The following is a 17967-nucleotide window of genomic DNA, read 5'->3' on the forward strand; positions in this document are numbered from 1 at the left end:
GGCCAATATGATGATATCTAGCTTATGCGGAGTTGCGGTGCGAGTGGTATGAATACGCGTAGGCCGAATGTAAGCGAAAAACCGAACACAATGTGCTGCCCCTGAACGTTAACCAACGCCACAACTGTAATTAAAATTTAAATTACCGTTGACAATTTGCCTTTGATCAAATATATTATCCATAAGAATAAAAGTTTCCTTAAGGAAACATATATGCAGATGAGAAACAATAGACACATTAATAGGCTATATAGTTTGAACTGAATAATTCAAGTCACGGCCAATCCCAAAACCTAAAAAGACTAGATAGACCAAACAAGAGACGGGGTGTTCATATGATTCAGATTAAAGGTTTAAACGTAGATTATTTCGGCAATTCCGCGCTGGAAGGTGTAACGCTGGATATCCCCTTCGGGCATTCCGTAGGCATTATCGGGCCCAATGGCGCCGGGAAGTCCACGTTCATTAAGGCGCTGCTGGATGTGATCAAGAAGAGAAGCGGAACGGTTAAGGCAGAGGGGAAGGACATCGCCCTGTATAGACGAAATATCGCCTACGTGCCGCAGAAGAACGATATTGACCTGACTTTTCCCATTACAGTTAAGGATACGGTGCTGACCGGAACTTATCCGAACCTGAAGCTGTTCCGGCGTCCGGGCAAGAAGGAGCGGGCGATTGCGGAGCGCAGCATGGCGATGGTGGAGATCGGTGACCTCGCGGATAAGCAGATTAGTAATTTGTCCGGCGGGCAGCTGCAGCGGGTGTTTATCGCACGGGCGCTGGCCCAGGAGGCCAGTGTGTTTTTCCTGGATGAGCCGTTTGTCGGCATTGATATGGTCAGTGAGCGCATCATCGTGAACCTGTTCAAGCAGCTCCGCGGGGAAGGCAAGACCATCCTGGTGGTGCACCATGATCTGCATGAGGTCGAAGAATATTTTGACAAAATCATTCTGCTCAACAAGCAGCTAATCGCCTTCGGAGATGTGCAGGATACCTTCACCACGGAGAATATCCGCAGAGCCTACGGTACGTCCTTGGGCAATGTGATCATCCAGGGAGCAGGAGGTGCCGCTCATGCTTGAGGCCCTGTCAGATCTGCTGAATATTCCGGTATACGCCCTTAACGCCGGATTATCTGCCATTCTCCTCGGGATTGTCTCGGGAGCGCTGGGTAGCTTCATCGTTCTGCGCAAAATGTCGCTGATGGGCGATGCCTTATCTCACGCGGTGCTTCCAGGCGTCGCCCTGTCTTATATCTTGGGCATTAACATCCTGCTGGGCGCTTCGTTGTTCGGCCTGTTAGCCGCTATTCTCATTCAATTCATCACCAGCCGCAGCAATATCAAGAGCGATACCTCCATCGGCATCATTCTTAGTTCCTTCTTTGCACTCGGTATTGTCCTGATTACGTTCGCCCGCAGCGGGCTGGATCTCACCCATATTCTGTTCGGCAACATTCTGGCCGTTCCGCAATCCGAGCTGCTGCAATCTTTTATCATCATGCTGGCTGTGCTTGCCATTATTACACTGCTGTACAAGGAACTGCTGATCAGCTCATTCGACCCGGTGGTAGCGAAAGCTTACGGGCTGAAGACCGGCTTTTATCATTATCTGCTGATGATGCTGCTCTCCGTAGTGACCGTCTCCTCCTTGTCCCAGGTTGGAATTGTGCTGGTCATCGCCATGCTGGTCATCCCGGCAGCCACCTCGTATCTGTGGTCTAATTCCTTACTGCATATGATCGTATTGGCCTCTGCAGTAGGGGCAGCCTCGGGGATCATCGGCGTATACGTGAGCTTCCGCTACAATCTGCCGACAAGTGCAACCATCGTGCTGGTGGGCGTCACATTGTTCAGCATTTCATTCATCATATCGCCCAAGAATAATTTTCTGCGGAAAGGACTGAAGCAAGCATGAGACTGTTCAAAATACTATCGGCATCCGTACTCATTCTACTACTCGCAGCATGCTCCAACACCAGTAAGGGGGGAGCGGATGACGGCAAACTGCAGATCGTGGCCACGTATTCGATTATTGCAGACATGACCCGGAATATCACCGGAGATAAGGCGGAGGTCTACAGTATGGTGCCTATTGGCACAGACCCGCATATGTATGACCCGCTGCCCGCAGATACAGGCAAGGTGTCGAGTGCGGACCTTATTTTCTATAACGGCTTGAATCTGGAGACCGGGAAGGGCTGGTTCCAGGATCTGCTCAAGGTGACGAAAAAGGAAGCTGCCGCGTTTGCCGTCTCCGAAGAGGTCACGCCGATGTACCTAACCGAGAAAGGAAAAGAATCCCAGGTTGACCCTCATGCCTGGCTGGATATACAGAACGCGGTCAAGTATGTGGATGTCATTACCACACGTGTGATCGAACGGGACCCGGACAACAAGCAGTATTATCTGGATAACCAGACTGCTTATGTGAAAGAACTGACAGAGCTGGATCAGTATGCTAAGGAAGCTGTGAGCAAGGTCCCGCAGGAGAAGCGCGTCCTTGTGACCAGTGAAGGGGCCTTCAAATACTTCTCCAAGGCTTATGGCTTCGAGTCCGCCTTCATCTGGGAGATCAACACCGACAGCCAGGGAACACCGGAGCAGATGAACCGGATCATCGGGGTCATCAAGGAGAAGCAGATTCCGGCGTTGTTCCTGGAGACGAGCGTCAACCCTAAGACGATGGAGACGATTTCCCGCGAGACCGGGGTGCCGGTCCACTCCAAAATTTTCACAGATTCTCTGGCTAAGGAAGGCGAGGATGGAGATACCTATCTGAAGATGATTAAGTGGAATATCGATCAGGTGATTGAGGGCTTATCGAAGGAATAGGCGGACGCCTGTGAGCGAAAAAGAGCCCGCAACAACAAATAACCCGCAGAGCCGGATAAGCATCGCTATCCTTCCCTGCGGGTTATTCGTTAAAAGCTATATGTTTGGGGCCCCCGCAAAGTACCTGAGTCATCACCTACGCTAAAGCCCCACTTTGTGGGGTTATTTTATGCGGTGACAATGCCGAGCACGAAGCCGTCATAGCCTTTGCTGCCGACCGTCTGTATTGCAGTAGCATCTATACGCGGCTCTGCGGAGAGCAGCTCCATGAACTGGCGGATGCCTTGAACCCGCTCATCCGCACTGCCCGGGTCAATAACCTCGCCGTCACGCACCACGTTATCGGCCACAATGACCGCGCCCGGCCGGGCCAGCTTCAGCGCCCACTTCAGGTAATGCGGATTATTAGGCTTGTCGGCATCAATGAAGATGAAGTCAAACGGCTCATAGCCCCGGGCTTCCAGCAGCGCCAGCGAATCCAGCGCCGGGCCTTCAATTACCTCTGTCTTGTCTGCCAGCCCCGCCATTCTCAGGTTATCCTCAGCTACTACAACATGCTTGTGCTCGAATTCCAGCGAGACCAGCCTGCCCGTCTCCGGCAATGCCCGTGCCAGCCAGATGGTGCTATAACCGCCCAGGGTGCCGATCTCCAGAATGTTAGACGCTCCCTTCATTTTGGCGAGCAGATACAGCAGCTTCCCCTGATTCGGAGCGACATCAATCGCCGGTAAGCCGGCCCCGGCATTCGCATCCAGCACAGCCTCCAGGACCGGATCTGCCGCCAGCAGCCTGTCACCGAAATAGGTATCGACCTTACTCCATTTGCTCTGTTCTTCCATGGGAATCCCTCCATTTGTATAAGTGGTGTATTAGAACTGCTTTAAATATAAGGGATTATCATTCATAATACTAATATATGTTAATGGCATAATCATAATTTTTGGTTATGAATACAACCTATGAATAGGAGCGTATTTATGAACATTCATGCACTGAGGCTTTTTTATTATGTAGCCGAGACGGGAAGCGTCACGAAGACGGCTGCCCGGCTGAGGATCAGCCAGCCGGCGGTGACCAGCCAGATCAAGAGGCTGAAGAACGGATTGAGGAGTTCGTAGAGGATTACCGCCAGGGACGGAAGGGGAAGCTGCGCATTGCCGCTACCTATCTTCCGGCGAATTTCCTGGTCCCGGGCTGGGCCGCCCGGTTCAAGGCGGGGCAGCCTGAGATAGAGATTGAGATTACCACAACCAATTCCACGCAGGCCTTTGAACAATTGCAGCGTCATGAAGCAGATGTCGCCTTTTACGGGGGCGGAGCCAAGGAGAAGCCGGAGGATGTAGACTGGCTGGAGCTGTTTGAGGATGAACTGTGGTTCGTAGTGGCCCCTTCCCATCCCTTTGCCAATGGTACGGTATCGCTGCCGGAGATGATGCAGGAGCCGTTCGTGATGCGTGAGGAAGGCAGCTCCACCCGGGAGCGTCTGGTCTCGCTCTGTACAACCTACGGCTTGAAGCCGCCGCGTGTGACCCTGCAATTCAGCGGGTTGGGCGAAGTCATTCGTTCGGTCATGGCAGGGTATGGCGCCAACTTCATCTCCTCACTGGCTGTGCGGGACTATGTGGAGTGGAAGCAGTTATGCCGGGTACAGGTGGAAGGCATTCAGCTTAGCAACCATATTGCTGTCTGTACACGCAAGAACGAGACCCTGTCAGCCGGGCTACAGCGGTTTATTGACATCTGTCGTCAATGATGAACAATAATAATATATTCCTTTTCAATTAAAATATATTGATAAACGATAAATCTTATGCTAAATTATACTCACCCTAACAAGTGAGGTGTTTGTGTAATGAACCGTAAGCCAGGCTCAACCACGTTTCTGAAGGCGGTACTTATTGTGTTTGCACTGGCTGCGCTGGCCTTGTGTATCTTCGCGGTCCCGGCCATCGCTGACTTCGCAGCGGAGCTGTATCCGGATTTTGGCTACATACAGGCTCTTCTCATGATTGATTTGTACGGGGCTGCGGTGCCATTTTACATTGCGCTCTACCAGGCCTTCAAGCTGCTTAGCCACATCGACCGTAATCAAGCGTTCTCGGAGCATTCCGTACAGATCCTGAGGAACATCAAATATTGTGCAGTCGCCATCAGCGGAATGTTCACCTTAGGACTGCCGCTGCTCTATCTGCTGGCGGAGCGGGATGATGCCCCGGGCATTATTGTGATCGGGCTGATTCTTATTTTTGCATCCATGGTGATTGCAGTATTCGCGGCGGTACTCCAGAAGCTCCTGAATGAAGCGATTGAATTGAAATCTGAGAATGATCTGACAGTCTGAGGTGGCGACCATGGCGATTATCGTTAATATTGATGTGATGCTGGCTAAGCGGAAAATGAGTGTAACAGAGCTTACGGAGCGGGTGGGAATTACGATGGCGAACCTGTCCATTCTTAAGAACGGCAAGGCCAAAGCGATCCGATTCTCAACGCTTGAGGCGATATGTAAGGCGCTGGACTGCCAGCCGGGAGATATTCTGGAATATACACCGGATGCTACAGAATAATGGGCGCCGGGAGCGGGGAGGGGACGTTATTGAGAGGCATGACACGGCTGCTGCACTTCGGGTATCATCAGGCGATGAGCTGTATCTTTCCTGTAGCGATCTTTGGAACGTTAATCCTGACCCGGACAGCAGAGCTGCCGTTCATCCACCGCTATGATCTGATTCTGCTGATCCTCCTTACTGTGCAGTACCTGATGTACCGGAGCGGGCTGGAGACACTGGATGAGCTTAAGGTCATCTGTGTGTTTCATGTGATTGGGTTGGTGCTGGAGATGTATAAAATAAGAATGGGCTCCTGGGCCTACCCGGAACCCGGTTATGCGATGCTGCTCGGTGTGCCGCTGTACAGCGGATTCATGTATGCCAGTGTGGCAAGCTACATGTGCCAGATCTGGCGCAGACTGAAGATGGAGTTGACCGGCTGGCCGGGTCTTGCCGCTGCGGGACTGCTGGGCGGAGCGATCTACCTGAACTTCTTCACCCACCACTATATTCCAGATTTCCGCTGGTGGCTGACAGCCCTGGTAGTAGTGGTATTCTGGAGAACCTGGATCATCTACCGGGTGCAGGGCAAGACGTACCGGATGCCGCTTGTGCTTACTTTTGCCATTGTGGGGTTCTTCATCTGGCTGGCCGAGAATATTGCGACCTTCCTGGGGGCGTGGCAATACCCGGACCAGCACGAGAGCTGGCAGCTGGTCGGCTTCGGCAAGATCAGCTCATGGTTCCTGCTGGTGATTATCAGCGTGATTATTGTCGCCCAGCTTAAGCATGTGAAGGCCGGTCGGAGCGGGTCCAGATAGCCAGTCCGTCCAGCGGATAACGGAAGGAGGGCCCGGTTCCGCCGGAAGCGGACGGAATTAGCGAACATTGTTCCCCGTTGGAATCAAGGGAGAATAGCTGCTCAATATGATAGACACCGGGAGACGGAGCTGACTCATAGAGTCTCAGTGCGACTCCGGCCGCCGCTTGAGCTGTGATGGATGCTTCATGCACGCCTGTAATTCCGTATTCTCTGGAGGCGGGTCTGCCGTCCTTCGTACCGTAGGCATCGACTTTGACAGCGTAGCGCTCCGAGCCGAAGCGGAAGCGGGTGAACGCCTGGACCGCGAGATTGCGGAGCGTCCGGTTACGCAGCAGACGGGACAGTCCGGTGCGGCGCACCAGCGCTGCGGCTGAGGTCATGCTCCGTGAATCGAAGCAGAGCCGGGTCGAGACGGAAGGGACAGCAAGGGTCTGAGGCAGAGTCATCTGATCCGAAAAAGGAAAGCGGTAGGCTCTATGCGTCCGCAGAGCAAACCCGAAATCCGCCGCCTTAGCCTCCGTGAAGCTTGAGGCGGTGCGCGGGCTGCCGTGTTCGGTAATCTCGAAGTCGGCTCCGAGGTTGTCCACCGTCCACTCCATAGCCGCCTGTCCATGGCTGTCACCCAGTCCCAGCATGATCGAGATGTCGATCTGCTCTGTATGGTCCAGCTCCTGGACGGCCCGTGCCGCAAGCAGGTTTGTCAGCCCCGGCGCGAGACCCACACTTAGCACTGCCGCTGCCTTGAGCTTATGCTTCACAGGGTCGAGTCTTTGCAGCATGGTCAGGAAGTCTCCGTTTGCCGAGACATCTACATATTGGGTGCCGCTCTGGAGGCAGGCTTCAGCCAGCCGGGTGTCCTGCTGATCCAGACACATGACGACCAGCCTGACCTTCTCCAGCAGCTCTGGAGGAAGCGGCATCTCTGCCGACAGGCGCAGCGGCTTCACGTATCCGCCGGTACTGCGGGAGAATTCCTCGGCCCGGTGCAGATTTCTTCCTGCTGCGTAGACCTTGCCGGGGTGCTGTGCCCCGAGCAGCCGGCATATCTGTGACCCGACATGCCCGTAACCGCCGATTACTACTATATCTGTTTTCATGAGTATTCCCGTCCTTCGTGGTGGATTGCAGGTTCTGCGGTATAATTAACGTTACGTATCATTATCCTGCTTTGGCGGGCGGCAGACTATCCCACATTTGTGGGATTTCGGGGAGGACAGAAGATGAACAAGGGAATACATAGCCTATTGCAGCTTGACCCTGCCCGGGGTGGTCCGGTGCTGGATTCACAGCAGTACCGCGAAGCGGTGATTGCCAGGCTCCGCCTGCTGGTTCCGTTCGCTGCGGCCTGTTGTACGACAGTAGACCCGCACACGCTTTTAACGACAGGGGCGGTCACGGAGCAGGGACTTGAAGAGGTTCATCCGCTATTGTTCGAATATGAATATCTGCATGAGGATTATATGAAGTATGAGCAGTTAGCGGCGTCGGATATTCCGGCAGTCTGCTTAAGCGGAGTGACCGGGGGAAGCCTGGAGAAAAGCGCGCGTTACCGCAAGGTGCTGCAGCCCGCCGGATTCGGGGATGAGCTGCGCGTGGCGCTGCGTACAGGCGGGGTCTGCTGGGGATTCCTGACCCTATTCCGTCCGCTGGGCCAGCCGACGTTTCAGGAGCAGGAATGCACCTTGTTGGCTTCGGTAGCTCCGCTGATCGCTGAACGTCTGCGTGCGTATGCCTCTGTCCTGCCGGTATCCGGAGCGGACCGGGCAGTGCCGGAGGATAACGGTATTCTGTTGCTGAGTGAGCAGCTGGTCCCGGTCAGTGCGAATGCAGCAGCCCGTTACTGGCTGAAGCAGATCTGGAACCTGGAACAGCTGGAAGAAGGACAGCTTCCCGGTCCGGTGCGTGCTGTCTGCCTGCGGGTGCTCGGCGCGCAGAAGCCTGCCGGAACCGGGGTTTCACAGGCAAGAATAAGTCTCCCGGCCGGAGACGGGGCGTATCTGACGGTTACCGCAAGCCTGCTTGGCGGCCCGCAGACACAGCTCGCCGTATCCTTGGTGAGTGCCCGCTCCGGGGATGTCTTCCGGCTGCTGGCCGAAGCCTTCGCCCTGACCGCGCGGGAGAAGGAGCTGGCAGAGCTGCTGGCGCTGGGGTTATCGACCAAGGAGCTGGCAGAATCGCTGCATATCTCCGCCTACACCGTGCAGGATCATTTGAAATCCATCTTCGCCAAGACAGGCGTGTCCAGCCGCAGAGAGCTGATCAGCCGGCTGCTTCCGCGATAAGGACCCGAGAATCACTAAGAACAAATAAGGGGAATCTCCACAGCCGCCTGGCTGGAGATTCCCCTTGCTTCATGTTCGGACTTTTAGAATGAACAGAATGAATGCTTACTGGCGCAGTGTCTTCAGCGCGCCGCTCCAGGCCAGAACCTGATCAAGCATAGCATTAACGTTGGCAGCATGCAGGTCAGCAGGCTTGAACACCGAGCCGTTCTCGAAATCGGTGAACAGCGAGAGGAGCGGGTGGACACGAACATCGGCAACGGACAATTCGCCGAGAATACCACGCAGATGCTCAGCGGCGCGGGCGCCTCCGGCGGAGCCGTAGCTTACGATCCCGGCAGCCTTGTTGTTCCATTCATCGCGGGCAGAATCCAGTGCGTTCTTCAGTGCCCCGGAGAGACTGTGGTTATATTCCTGAACGATAAATACGAATCCGTCCAGCGTAGCCAGCTTGGCTGCCCAGGCCTGGGCTTCGGCGTAGCTGTCGCTCTCCCCGAACATCGGCAGCTTGAAGTCGGCAATATCTACGATTTCGTAATTAGCATCGCCGCGGGCATCAGCAATCCCCTTCACCCATTCGCCTACCTGCGGGCTAACGCGGCCCTGGCGTGTGCTTCCAAGAATAATTCCGATATTAAGTGTTGTCAATGTAATTCCTCCTCGAATTTGGTTTACAGTATTTTGCAAGTGATGAACATATTTTTATTATAGTTCATAACTTAAATAAAGCAAGTGAATTTTTGAAACTATTTTAACGGATGGTCTATTAAGGATAAAAGGATTAGTATGTCATTCTAATATGTTATATTGCATAACATTTAAATGTGTATTTTAGGCGGAATCACAAATAAATTAGATTAAATATTGATTTCAAAGCTGTCATCAGCTTAAAATACACTCAACAAGTCAGTTATTCTGACATATAATTAAGCAATCTTATATCTTTAATATAGGGAGAGGTGGGGCAGCCATGATAGAGGAAAAGAAACGGCAGGCAGAGCTTGAACTCCCGCGTGATTGCACCTTCTCGCCTGAAGACTGGCGCATTCTGGCCCAGTACTGGTATCCGGTGGCTACGGCAGCAGAGGTACAGGATCAGCCGGTGGCGGTGAAGCTGCTGGATATGAAGCTGGTATGCTACCGCAGCGGAGGCAAGGTAGTTATTGCCCGGGATCTGTGTTTTCACCGGGGAGCCCCTTTAAGTAAGGGATGGGTGGAGAACGGGGAGATTGTCTGCCCGTATCACGGGTTCCGCTATAACTGTGAGGGGAAATGTACTGCGGTACCGGCACATCCAAGCGCCAAAATCTCGCCCAAATTGAAATTGATCGTCTATCCGGCCATCGAACGCTACGGTCTGATCTGGACCTGCCTTGCAGATACGCCGGAGCAGATTCCCGCCTTCCCGGCCTGGGATGATCCCGATTATCTTAATATTCTGATCCCGAGCTTCGATATTGCCGGCTCCTCCGGGCGGCAGATGGAGGGCTTCCTCGATGTGTCCCATTTCGCCTACGTGCATACGGCAACCTTCGGTGACCGCAATAATACAGAGGTCCCCCAGTACAAGGTGTGGCGTGAAGGAGAGACGGAGCTGGTCGCCGAATACTGGAGCACGGTCAGCAACTATGGCAAAGGGCAGGAGAATCCTGCGCCGGAAGGCTTCCAGTGGCTGCGGGAGTTCCGTGTATTCGCACCGTTCGCCGCTTCGTTGACGGTCTATTTTCCGGATGAGGGCAGGCTGAAGATTCTGAATTGTGCTTCTCCGGTGTCGGCCCGTTATACCCGGCTGTTCTGCCCAATCTCGCGTAACTTTGATAAGAACGCCCCCTTGGAGGACACGGTGAAGTTCAATCTGCAGGTGTTCCAGGAGGATGCGGAGATGGTGGAATCGCAGACGCCGGAAGATCTGCCGCTGGATCTGCAGGCCGAAGCTCATATTCCGGCAGACCGGACCTCCATTGCCTACAGACAGCTGCTAAGCAGCCTGGGGCTGGGACAGAATTATACGTCCTGAGCATTATTAACAGCACACGCCCGGCAGCAGAGAGCAGAAGCTCGGCAGCCGGGCGTGTGCTGTTGTGTTGATTGGGTGGAGGCTGCCTGCGAAACGCAAAGCTAGCGGCAGCAGCTACACCGTATAATTTTCCAGCGAAAGGCTCCATCTTCCGTCCACAAGCTCGATTCTGTGCAGGCTGGCATAGGAAGCAGGGAATTTACTGCCCCGGTTATTCCAGTCGATCCCTTTGATTATATGGTAAATGATATTTATGACACCGCCGTGTGTAACGATAATCAGGTTATCATCGGGGCCGCTGTCCGCACACTCTTCGCAGAACCGGGTGAGGGTCTCCTGAATCCGTGTGAAGAATTCGAGCGGACTCTCTCCATCAGGGTAACGCTCGTCCATCCGCAGTCCTGAGAAGTATAGACCTGGATACCGTTCATTCACGATTTCGTTCGGCATGCCGGCGATCACGCCATTGTTCATCTCCCGCCAATCCATACTGTGTTCTAAGGGTAACTCCAGCTCTCTTGCCAGCTCACCGGCTGTATCCAGCGCGCGTTGCAGATCGCTGCTGACTATACGCTTTATGTTGAATAAGGAATGGTTCTCTTTCAGGTAGCGGCCAAGTTTCTCGGCTTGTCTGTAACCCTGGGTATTCAGCCCCCGCTGGCTCCATCCGCCGCGATATCCTTCGTCGTCCTTGCCGTGTCTTACCAGATATATTGCCAACTGCTCCTCGGCCCCCTGTTCTATGATGCGTAAGTATGATTCCTTAAAAGGTTCCTACAAGAAGGATATCCTGCTAAGTCTATCACTTACTTTCCAGAATGTTCAAGAACAGAAGTTACAATCGGAGCAACGCAGCTTGACAATACCCGGACATAGCTTGCTTAGAGGGTTCGGGAATTACTTATTTTAAAATATAAGAATGTATAGTTTCACGCATTGCATTATCCTTCTATTTCTCGCTGAAACGTTACCGTCCTTTAAAAGGACGGCAAATCCGTTTCTGCTTGCGGCACGAAGACAATACGCTGCTGACTATCGGCTGAAGTCTTCCATACTTGTTCAATTTGCGATAGCGGATAAACGATGGGGTTCGCTGTAAGCTGCCCCTCTGCAATCGCTTGGATCAACGCCGGGAATTCCGCCAGATATCCGGCTGGAGTGACGGACCCCTGGCCGCTGCCGATGATCTGGAAGTTGGCAGAGCGGAGTGCAGCGGAAGGGATCGCGGCGTCTGCGCCGGCCATGGAACCGATCTGAATCCAGGTTAACAGCCGGCTGCGGTCGGACCGGCGGGTTAATATCGGGAGCATGGAGAGTGCAGCAGGCTCACCCCACAGATAATCGAGAACGATATCAACTTCGGCTGAGGCCTCACCAAGGCTCCGGGCCGCTGTCAAGGGATCTCCGGCAAGCGATAAGACAACATCCGCCCCAAGCTGTGTAAGCGAACGGAGACGGTCCGGGTTCCGCCCGGCCGCGATGATCTGACTGGCTCCCATAAGCTTGGCAATCTGCACGGCCATTTGTCCGGAGTTGCCGGTAGCGCCTAGAATGAGCACCTTGAACCCGGGCTTAGCCTGAATCCGGCGGCGGAGAGTTACCCAGGAGGACATGGCCGGATTCATCGCGGCGGCGATGAGCACGGGATCAGCATCTGCAGGTAGCGGGACAGCGCGGCGAAGATCGATGAGGGTCTGGTCTGCGAATGATCCCTGGGCATTATCGGTGGCTACAAAATAGACCAGCTTGCCATCCGGGAGCCGTCCGACGCCGTCAATACCTGGGATTAACGGCAGTTCTTCCGTACTCGTGTAGTGAGAACCATTGGCTTGTGCCCGGACCCGGAGATGTAATCCGGCAGCGAGCACCTCCGCCAGAGCTTCGTGTTCTCCTGAAGGTGCAGGAGCTGCAATCTTTTCGTATTTCGGACCTGAATCGAATGATCTTACAACAGCAGCGTACATAAATAGGCCTCCATTTACCCGGTTATTTACCCGGGTGAGTGATTTTTGTTTGTGAAACAAACTAAAAAGTTTGCAATACAAACAATATAGTTTGTATTACGTACAAAGTCAACGGTTCCTGTGGTACAATAGGAGCAAACAGGTCTGAAATATATAAAAGTGCGGAGTGAAATGAATGAACAGTTACGATAATTCTTTTGATAAGCTGGATGATCTGTCGATGGTAGACAGCCTTGTGCAGCTCTCCTTCCTGGTGCAGAATATCCTTGCCCGAATAGGAACGGAGCATGATCTGTCGATCATTCAGATCCGTCTGCTGGGGATACTGCGTGACCGGGAGCCGGGTATGTTGCAGTTAGCCAAGCATCTGGGTCTCGATAAATCCAGTATTACAGGGCTTGTTGACCGGGCGCAGCGCCGCGGGCTGGTAGAGCGTACCGTATCACAGAGTGACCGGCGGGCATTCAATGTGAGGGCCACCCCGGCAGGCTGGAAGATTATTCATGAGGTCGGGGAGCAGATCGAACGTCAAATTACGGCGGTAACCGATGGTCTTACCGGGGAGGAGCGGGCACAGATGATTGCCCTGGCCAGCAAGATTCTGGTCACTGCTCCAGGGGTGAGCCGCTGAAAAACGATAGGGTTCGTGACGATGAAGCACATAGGAGGGATTTCCATGGATCAGGAACTTATGAATGAACTGGCGTCTCAATTCAAGAATTCGCTGAAGGTACTGAATGCGGTTGGTGCCGAGACCCGGCAAGCCATCCTGATGGCCTTGCTGCAAGGGCCGCAAGATCCCGGCATGCGTGTAGGCGAGATCAGAGGGATCACCCACTTTTCCCGTCCGGCCGTGTCCCATCATCTGAGAATATTGATAGAAGCGGAGATCGTTAGCGTCCGAAAAGAAGGCACCCGCAACTATTACCAGCTGGACTCCGGAAGCAAGCTGATGGTGCTCAAAAGCTTGGTGAACGGGCTGGAAAAGGTTCTGGCACAATGCGAGCGTGAAGCAGGGATTCTCTGATCCGGGAGAATCCCTTGCTGTGCGGTATGCGAAAAATTTAAGCTACCTTGTTCCATCCAAGCATGCTATGCTATAATTACTTACCGACAGACAGTCGGTCGGTGTGAAATGCATTATAGATAAAGTTACGGTTACAGCCAAAGCTACAATCACATTTACACCCAAAGTTAGTACAATCCCAGCTTCACCACGAGGAGACCTGACCATGAGAGTTGTAAAAGAAGCGGAAACCCGCAGAAATGAGATTCTGGATGCAGCCGAGGAGTTGTTCGGACAGAAGGGCTTCGACGGTACCAGCACGGGCGATATTCTGGGCAGGGTAGGCATTGCGCGCGGGACGCTGTATTATCACTTCAAGTCGAAGGAGGATATTATGGACGCGCTGATTGAGCGGACGAATGCCACTATCCTTCATGCCGCGCAGCAGATTGCTGAAGATAAGAGCATACCCGTCATTGAGCGGATTCTGCGTGCGGTCATGGCGCTGAACATCAGCAGCGGAGAAAGCAGCAGCACGGAAATTATGGAGCATATCCACAAGCCGCAGAATGCGCTGATGCATCAGAAAATTCAGAAGGCGGTTATCCGCAGCGTTCCGCCGATTCTAGCCCCCATCATCAGCGAGGGGATCGAGCAGGGGATATTCAATACTCCTTATCCGTATGAATGCATGGAGATAGTCGTTGTCTATGCCACCACCATTTTTGATAATGACATGGTTGAAATGACGGAGGAGGAGCGGATGTCACGCATTCTGGCCTTCATCGCCAATGTGGAACGGCTGCTCGGTGCTGCGGGCGGAAGTCTAATGAGTGTGATGCAGATGTTCGGCAGCAGTAGTGGAGCGAAGGAAAACCATGGTGATGAGTAGATCCGGCACAGGGTTTGGCAGATTCCTGTTTCTCTGGTCAGGGCAACTGATCTCAGCCATCGGCAGCGGGCTCACCGCATTCGGACTGGGGATTTATACCTTACAGCAGACCGGGCAGGCATCGGCTATGGCGCTGGTGACCCTGCTGGCATTCATGCCATCACTGCTGCTCAGTCCAGTCGCAGGCGTGCTTGCGGACCGCTATGACCGCAGGCTGCTGATGGTACTGGGGGATACGCTCTCTGCCTTAGGTCTGATTTATATTCTGGTCTGCCTGCTGAATGGAGACGCGCAGCTGTGGCAGATCTGCTTAGGGGTGACCGTCAGCTCGGTGTTCTCCTCCTTGCTTGATCCCGCCTATAAGGCTACGATAACGGATCTGCTTACCGAGGAGCAGTATACAAAGGCCAGCGGATTTGTGCAGATTGCCGGTTCCGCGAAATATCTGATTTCGCCGCTCATTGCCGGCCTGCTGCTTACAGTCTCTGATGTGAAGCTGCTGCTGATTATCGACATCTGTACATTTTTTCTAACCGTGCCTACTACGCTTGCGGTCCGCAGCGGGCTTACCTCCAAGAAGACGGAACAGGCACCGGCCTTCCTCCGGGAGTTTCAAGAAGGCTGGCGGGCGGTCTCGGGGAACCGGGGGGTGCTGGTGCTGGTGATTATGACCTCGGTCATGACCTTCTTCATCGGGTTCATCGAGACCTTGTCCATGCCGATGATTCTGGCGTTCTCTAATAGTGCTGTCTTGGGAACGCTTGAGACGGTCATGGCATCGGGAATGCTGGTGTCGAGTGTCATTATAGGGATGCTGCATATACAAAAAAATTTCGTTCGCATGCTGGCAGTGTCGCTTTTTTGCTCAGGAATCAGTATCGCCGTCTTCGGACTGCGTGAGAATATTGTGCTGATTGGCGCTGCCGGATTTATGTTTTTTGCCATGTTGCCCTTTACGAACACGGCCCTGGATTATCTGGTCCGCACCAATATTGACAATTCCGTTCAAGGGAGAGCCTGGTCATTGATCGGACTGCTCTCACAGCTAGGATTCGTGGCGGCTTATATGCTGGCAGGTGTGCTGGCAGACTACGTATTTACTCCCTTGCTGGTGAGCGGCGGAGTTCTGGCGGATAGTGTGGGGCGGATCATCGGCACCGGCAGCGGGCGGGGGATGGGACTTCTCATCATCATTGCCGGCCTGCTGTTAAGCGCCGCTTCGGTTATGATCTATCGGCTCAAATCCATTACAAGTCTTGAGAGCAGGGGGTAACTTATGTTTTACCGAATCATCCGCAGAGATATCCGCACAAGTAAGGGAATTACGCTCACGACTATGCTGTTCGTAGCAGCTGCAGCCATGCTCGTCTCTCTGTCAGCCATTCTGGTCGTCAATCTGAGCGGGGCCATCGATCATTTGATGACGCAGGCGAAGACGCCGCATTTCCTGCAGATGCATTCCGGCCAGCTGGATCAAGCCCGGCTCAAGGCCTTTGCAGAGCAGAACAATAAGGTTGAAGAACACCAGGTGCTTGATTTTCTCAATGTAGAAGGCGCGAGGATTGTCATGGACGGGCATACGCTTGCGGACAGTGTTCAGGATAACGGCTTCAGCACACAGAGCGGGAAGTTTGATTATCTGCTTGATCTGGACGGGAATGTGATTGATGTACGGGATGGCGAGGTGTATGTCCCGATCAGTTATATGAAGGATGGCTCCGTCAAGGCCGGAGGGACGGTTACCGTGGGAGCCGCAAGTCTCACCGTAGCGGGGTTCCTGCGGGATTCACAGATGAACTCGCTGCTCGCTTCATCGAAGCGGTTCCTCGTCAGCCCGGCGGATTATGCGGAGCTGGCGCAGTACGGAACCACGGAATATCTGATTGAGTTCAGGCTGAAGGACCTGTCCATGCTGGGGGCCTTTGAGACCGACTACACCGCAGCAGGACTTGAGGGGAACGGCCCGGTGATTACATATCCCCTGTTCAGAGTGCTTAATGCGATCTCTGACGGGCTGATGATTGCGGTGATCCTGCTGGCGAGCGTGCTGGTCGTTATTATTGCTTTTCTATGTATACGGTTCACCCTCATGGCTACCATCGAGAGCGATTACCGGGAGATTGGTGTCATGAAGGCCATCGGTCTGCGCGTCTCGGATCTCAAAAGAATCTATCTGGCCAAATACGCAGCGATAGCAGCTCTGGGGAGTATCCTCGGCTTGGCATTATCGTTCAGCTTCAGAGGTCTGCTGCTTGAGAATATCAGGCTGTATATGGGCGAAAGTGCGCATCCGGCACTTGCTCTGGCCTGCGGCATCCTTGGCGTACTGCTCGTATTCCTTATTATTATTGCCTATGTGAACAGGGTGCTGAAGCGTTTCCGCAGGATTTCGGCGGTCGAAGCCATCCGGTTCGGGACATCCCGGGAGACCCGGACGGGCTCCAGACGTTTTACCTTGAGCGGCAACCGGCTGCTGAACACGAATGTCTACCTGGGCGTTAAGGATGTTTTGTCCAGAAAAAGTCTATACGCAACCATGCTTGCGGTGCTCGTCATCTCTTCCTTCCTTATGATTGTGCCCCAGAATCTCTATCATACGATCTCCTCTCCAAGCTTCATTACATACATGGGCATCGGTGACAGTGATCTGCGCATGGATATCCAGCAGACGGACCATATTGCAGAGAAGGCCGCAGATATTGCGCGGGTGATGGAGCAGGATGTGATGATCTTCCGTTTTGCCGTGCTGACCACTCAGGCGCTGAACGTGAAGCTGGACAATGGTGTCGTTGAGCGGATAAAGGTTGAGCTGGGCGACCATTCCATTTTTCCGGTTGCCTATGGTGAAGGACATGGCCCGGTTGCAGCGAATGAGATTGCCCTCTCCGCCGCGAATGCCAAGGAGCTGGGCAAGCAAGCCGGTGATTCCCTGACCCTGCTCGTAGACGGAGAAGCGAAGGAGCTTACGGTGTCCGGGATTTATTCGGATGTGACCAACGGCGGGAAAACAGCCAAGGCCACCTTCACCACGACTTCTGATCAGGCCATGTGGGCCGTGATTTATGCGGAGCTTGCAGATTCCATACTAATCAGCAGCAAGGTGAGCGAATATGCAGAGCGGTTCAGTTATGCGAAGGTGTCCGATATCGGGGAATATGTGACGCAGACCTTCGGCTCTACCATTAGCTCAGTCGGTAAGGCTGCGTGGGCTGCTCTAGCCGTGATGCTGGTCCTGAATGTACTGATTACACTCTTGTTCATGCGGATGCTGGTAGCCAAGGACCGTTACTCTATTGCCGTCATGAAATCGATGGGCTTCCGGAATTCCGATCTGACTGTACAGTATTATACGCGTTCTATATTTGTACTGGTGACCGGGATGGTTCTGGGCACCCTGCTGGCGAACACTCTGGGGCAGATTCTTGCCGGGGCTGTGATCTCCTCCTTCGGGGCTTCGTCGTTCAAGTTCGTGGTCCATCCACTCTCGGCGTATCTGCTGTGTCCGCTAATCATGACCGGTTCTGTACTCATCGGGGCGGTTATCGGCACATCGGGCATCGGCCGAATTCAAATATCCGGCAATATTAAGGAGTAGATCAA

The 17967-nt window shown here is 53.5% G+C and carries 18 protein-coding genes and 1 pseudogene; 14 read left to right on the top strand and 5 right to left on the bottom strand.

The genetic code is table 11. From position 1 onward, the window contains the following. Positions 1-338 precede the first annotated feature (338 nt). Genes ACFSX3_RS12570 through ACFSX3_RS12580 form a run of 3 tightly spaced genes read left to right on the top strand, consistent with a single transcriptional unit; the run spans position 339 to position 2834 of the window. The gene (locus ACFSX3_RS12570; RefSeq protein ID WP_209992391.1) at positions 339-1082 is read left to right on the top strand and encodes a metal ABC transporter ATP-binding protein; all 744 of its coding nucleotides are present in this window, start codon (positions 339-341) and stop codon (positions 1080-1082) included. Next, positions 1075-1917 carry an iron chelate uptake ABC transporter family permease subunit gene (locus ACFSX3_RS12575; protein ID WP_209992347.1) on the top strand — a complete coding sequence of 281 codons (843 nt, stop codon included), beginning with the start codon at positions 1075-1077 and terminating at the stop codon, positions 1915-1917. Before ACFSX3_RS12570 ends, ACFSX3_RS12575 begins: the two co-directional genes overlap by 8 nt. After that, positions 1914-2834 carry a metal ABC transporter substrate-binding protein gene (locus tag ACFSX3_RS12580; RefSeq protein WP_209992346.1) on the top strand — a complete coding sequence of 307 codons (921 nt, stop codon included), beginning with the start codon at positions 1914-1916 and terminating at the stop codon, positions 2832-2834. The genes ACFSX3_RS12575 and ACFSX3_RS12580 overlap by 4 nt, the downstream gene beginning before the upstream one ends. 167 nt (positions 2835-3001) lie before the next feature. On the opposite strand, the gene ACFSX3_RS12585 is transcribed toward ACFSX3_RS12580, so the two are convergent. Further along, positions 3002-3673: an O-methyltransferase gene (locus tag ACFSX3_RS12585; protein ID WP_209992345.1), complete on the bottom strand. Its 672-nt coding sequence runs from the start codon at positions 3671-3673 to the stop codon at positions 3002-3004. Positions 3674-3811: 138 nt separating this feature from the next. On the opposite strand from ACFSX3_RS12585, the pseudogene ACFSX3_RS12590 reads away from it, so the two are divergent. The 4 genes and pseudogenes from ACFSX3_RS12590 to ACFSX3_RS12605 all read left to right on the top strand — a co-directional run bounded on the left by ACFSX3_RS12590 (position 3812) and on the right by ACFSX3_RS12605 (position 6204). After that, positions 3812-4587, top strand: a pseudogene (locus ACFSX3_RS12590) (LysR family transcriptional regulator). Positions 4588-4686: 99 nt separating this feature from the next. Further along, positions 4687-5175, top strand: a complete 489-nt coding sequence (locus ACFSX3_RS12595; protein WP_209992344.1) for a DUF2975 domain-containing protein — start codon at positions 4687-4689, stop codon at positions 5173-5175. Between the two features lie 10 nt (positions 5176-5185). Continuing rightward, a complete protein-coding gene (locus ACFSX3_RS12600; RefSeq protein WP_209992343.1) occupies positions 5186-5401 on the top strand; it encodes a helix-turn-helix domain-containing protein in 216 nt (71 codons plus the stop codon). 38 nt (positions 5402-5439) lie between these two features. Continuing rightward, on the top strand, positions 5440-6204 hold the full coding sequence (locus tag ACFSX3_RS12605; RefSeq protein ID WP_379258826.1) for a DUF817 domain-containing protein: 765 nt from the start codon (positions 5440-5442) through the stop codon (positions 6202-6204). On the opposite strand, the gene ACFSX3_RS12610 is transcribed toward ACFSX3_RS12605, so the two are convergent. Continuing rightward, the gene (locus tag ACFSX3_RS12610; RefSeq protein ID WP_209992341.1) at positions 6167-7303 is read right to left on the bottom strand and encodes a saccharopine dehydrogenase family protein; all 1137 of its coding nucleotides are present in this window, start codon (positions 7301-7303) and stop codon (positions 6167-6169) included. The two genes, ACFSX3_RS12605 and ACFSX3_RS12610, sit on opposite strands and share 38 nt — an antisense overlap. Positions 7304-7426: 123 nt before the next feature. Here ACFSX3_RS12610 and ACFSX3_RS12615 point away from each other — a divergent pair, with 123 nt between their 5' ends. After that, positions 7427-8488: a LuxR C-terminal-related transcriptional regulator gene (locus ACFSX3_RS12615; protein ID WP_209992340.1), complete on the top strand. Its 1062-nt coding sequence runs from the start codon at positions 7427-7429 to the stop codon at positions 8486-8488. A gap of 105 nt (positions 8489-8593) precedes the next feature. On the opposite strand, the gene ACFSX3_RS12620 is transcribed toward ACFSX3_RS12615, so the two are convergent. Next, positions 8594-9136, bottom strand: coding sequence for an NADPH-dependent FMN reductase (locus ACFSX3_RS12620; protein WP_209992339.1), 543 nt, complete (start codon positions 9134-9136; stop codon positions 8594-8596). A 322-nt stretch (positions 9137-9458) separates the two neighbouring features. Between ACFSX3_RS12620 and ACFSX3_RS12625 the strand changes: the two genes are divergently transcribed. Further along, complete coding sequence (locus tag ACFSX3_RS12625) at positions 9459-10505, top strand: Rieske 2Fe-2S domain-containing protein (protein ID WP_209992338.1); 1047 nt, start codon at positions 9459-9461, stop codon at positions 10503-10505. Between the two features lie 114 nt (positions 10506-10619). Here ACFSX3_RS12625 and ACFSX3_RS12630 read toward each other — a convergent pair whose 3' ends face one another. Continuing rightward, positions 10620-11225: a histidine phosphatase family protein gene (locus tag ACFSX3_RS12630; protein ID WP_209992337.1), complete on the bottom strand. Its 606-nt coding sequence runs from the start codon at positions 11223-11225 to the stop codon at positions 10620-10622. 257 nt (positions 11226-11482) lie between these two features. Then, positions 11483-12469 carry a quinone oxidoreductase family protein gene (locus ACFSX3_RS12635; protein ID WP_209992336.1) on the bottom strand — a complete coding sequence of 329 codons (987 nt, stop codon included), beginning with the start codon at positions 12467-12469 and terminating at the stop codon, positions 11483-11485. Between the two features lie 175 nt (positions 12470-12644). Between ACFSX3_RS12635 and ACFSX3_RS12640 the strand changes: the two genes are divergently transcribed. The 5 genes from ACFSX3_RS12640 (at position 12645) to ACFSX3_RS12660 (ending at position 17962) form a co-directional block, all read left to right on the top strand. Further along, complete coding sequence (locus ACFSX3_RS12640; RefSeq protein WP_209992335.1) at positions 12645-13100, top strand: MarR family winged helix-turn-helix transcriptional regulator; 456 nt, start codon at positions 12645-12647, stop codon at positions 13098-13100. A gap of 45 nt (positions 13101-13145) precedes the next feature. Continuing rightward, positions 13146-13496, top strand: coding sequence for an ArsR/SmtB family transcription factor (locus ACFSX3_RS12645; RefSeq protein ID WP_379256739.1), 351 nt, complete (start codon positions 13146-13148; stop codon positions 13494-13496). 205 nt (positions 13497-13701) lie between these two features. Next, positions 13702-14367, top strand: coding sequence for a TetR/AcrR family transcriptional regulator (locus ACFSX3_RS12650; protein WP_209992334.1), 666 nt, complete (start codon positions 13702-13704; stop codon positions 14365-14367). Next, complete coding sequence (locus ACFSX3_RS12655) at positions 14360-15640, top strand: MFS transporter (RefSeq protein WP_209992333.1); 1281 nt, start codon at positions 14360-14362, stop codon at positions 15638-15640. Before ACFSX3_RS12650 ends, ACFSX3_RS12655 begins: the two co-directional genes overlap by 8 nt. 3 nt (positions 15641-15643) lie before the next feature. Next, on the top strand, positions 15644-17962 hold the full coding sequence (locus ACFSX3_RS12660) for an ABC transporter permease (protein ID WP_209992332.1): 2319 nt from the start codon (positions 15644-15646) through the stop codon (positions 17960-17962). Positions 17963-17967: the final 5 nt, after the last annotated feature.

Source organism: Paenibacillus rhizoplanae, from assembly GCF_042684125.1.
Classification (GTDB): domain Bacteria; phylum Bacillota; class Bacilli; order Paenibacillales; family Paenibacillaceae; genus Paenibacillus_AQ; species Paenibacillus_AQ rhizoplanae.